The organism is Paenibacillus sp. Y568 (assembly GCF_059445545.1).
On sequence record NZ_JCAIUM010000052.1, the window covers coordinates 1 to 1,533 of the forward strand.

Below are 1,533 nucleotides of genomic sequence, written 5' to 3' on the forward strand. Positions count from 1 at the left end.
CGTACCCATCCCGAACACGACCGTTAAGTCCTCCAGCGCCGATGGTACTTGGACCGCAGGGTCCTGGGAGAGTAGGACGCCGCCAAGCACAAGAACCACTGTTGATTTCGATCAATGGTGGTTCTTTTTGCGTTTTTTTAAAGATTGAAGTAGAGGTAATCATACTTTTGAAGCAATTTAAAGGAATTTTTTTTAGCTTATTATGTATGAGGATATGATGATAAGAAACCTTTAGTATAAAACTACAGAATAAATTACAAACAACATTAATTTTAAACTATTAAATCATTGATTAGAGAGGAAGGAGGGTGCAAAATACGTTGTCTTAATGTGCAATTAGAAAGAGAAAACCTCTTTCGTAAAGAAACAAGTTAATACCAGTCAACACAAGGTAATTAAGTGACTTGTTATTCTATTTTGCTATGATAAGTGTTGTTTTTATTGGACATAGTGTGATATTGAAGTGGCTTTATGAAGTGAACAAATGCTAAGTGATAAGTCTGTGTATATAAGAACAACTATGGATGTGTATGGACGCAGGTAGGTTCCTTCTTAGATTGAGGGTTGCGTGAAGGCTGCTTGAAAGAGTGCTCATGTATTACAGGTGCCTATCTATATAATTAGCTGTTAAGTGGTAAGCATTAATTCAGGAAGGCATTAAAGGTGGAGGAAGAAATACTTCTATTTGTTTTAGAAGTTCCTAAAAGGGTGTTCATTGTATTTGATAGCATCTATTTGTAGGCACAGTACTAGTTCGTGTTTTGTCCATTTATCACGCATTATTTCTATAATTTGCATATTTCTCAATCAAGGATGATATTGTACTCGCCAATTTTTTTAAAAACGGTCCCTTGTGATTAGATAGGGCAAGAAGTCTTATTAAGAACATAATTTATCTACGGTTTTTCTTATCCAGTCGTGTGCTCCTTAATGGGGTAAAAATGTGTAAAACAGTATCAACTAAACATGTCCTAGCACGTGGCAGATTGTTGAGCCTTATAAGGGTTTTTATAACACCTAGATCCTTGAGTATACAAGTTTAGCCTAATGATGATACCTAGTACGCAGTGCTCGTGTGTATTTACCTTAGGGACTTGTCTAATATGATAATTTATATATATTTAGTATGAGGTAGAGATTGATAGGAAAATACTTATTCTCATTTAAATAAGTCGTGGTGAGCTTATTCTAAGTAACAAACGAGGCTCTTATCTAATTATATATAAAATTTTATTAAAAAAGTGTTGCAATCATTAATTATACGTGATATATTATTAGTCCGGCCAGTAAATAACACATTTATTGAATCGGCAAGCCAAACTCGAATGAAACGTAAACGAAAATAAAGCTTGCATAAACGAACCGGACATGTTATGATATAAAAGTTGTCACAGAGAAACACTGATAACGACAAAATGAACAAATTGGTCTTTGAAAACTGAACAACGAGTGAGTAGATTTCACGAAAGTGAAGTCAAAACAAATGAGAAATCATTTGATAGAGAAAGTAATTTCTCGTCAGTTTGTTTTAAA

The 1,533-nt window shown here is 34.1% G+C and carries 1 rRNA gene; it reads left to right on the forward strand.

The features are described from left to right. Positions 1-88: ribosomal RNA gene (gene rrf, locus AC1D7X_RS25720) — 5S ribosomal RNA — on the forward strand; the annotation flags it as partial. Positions 89-1,533 lie beyond the last annotated feature (1,445 nt).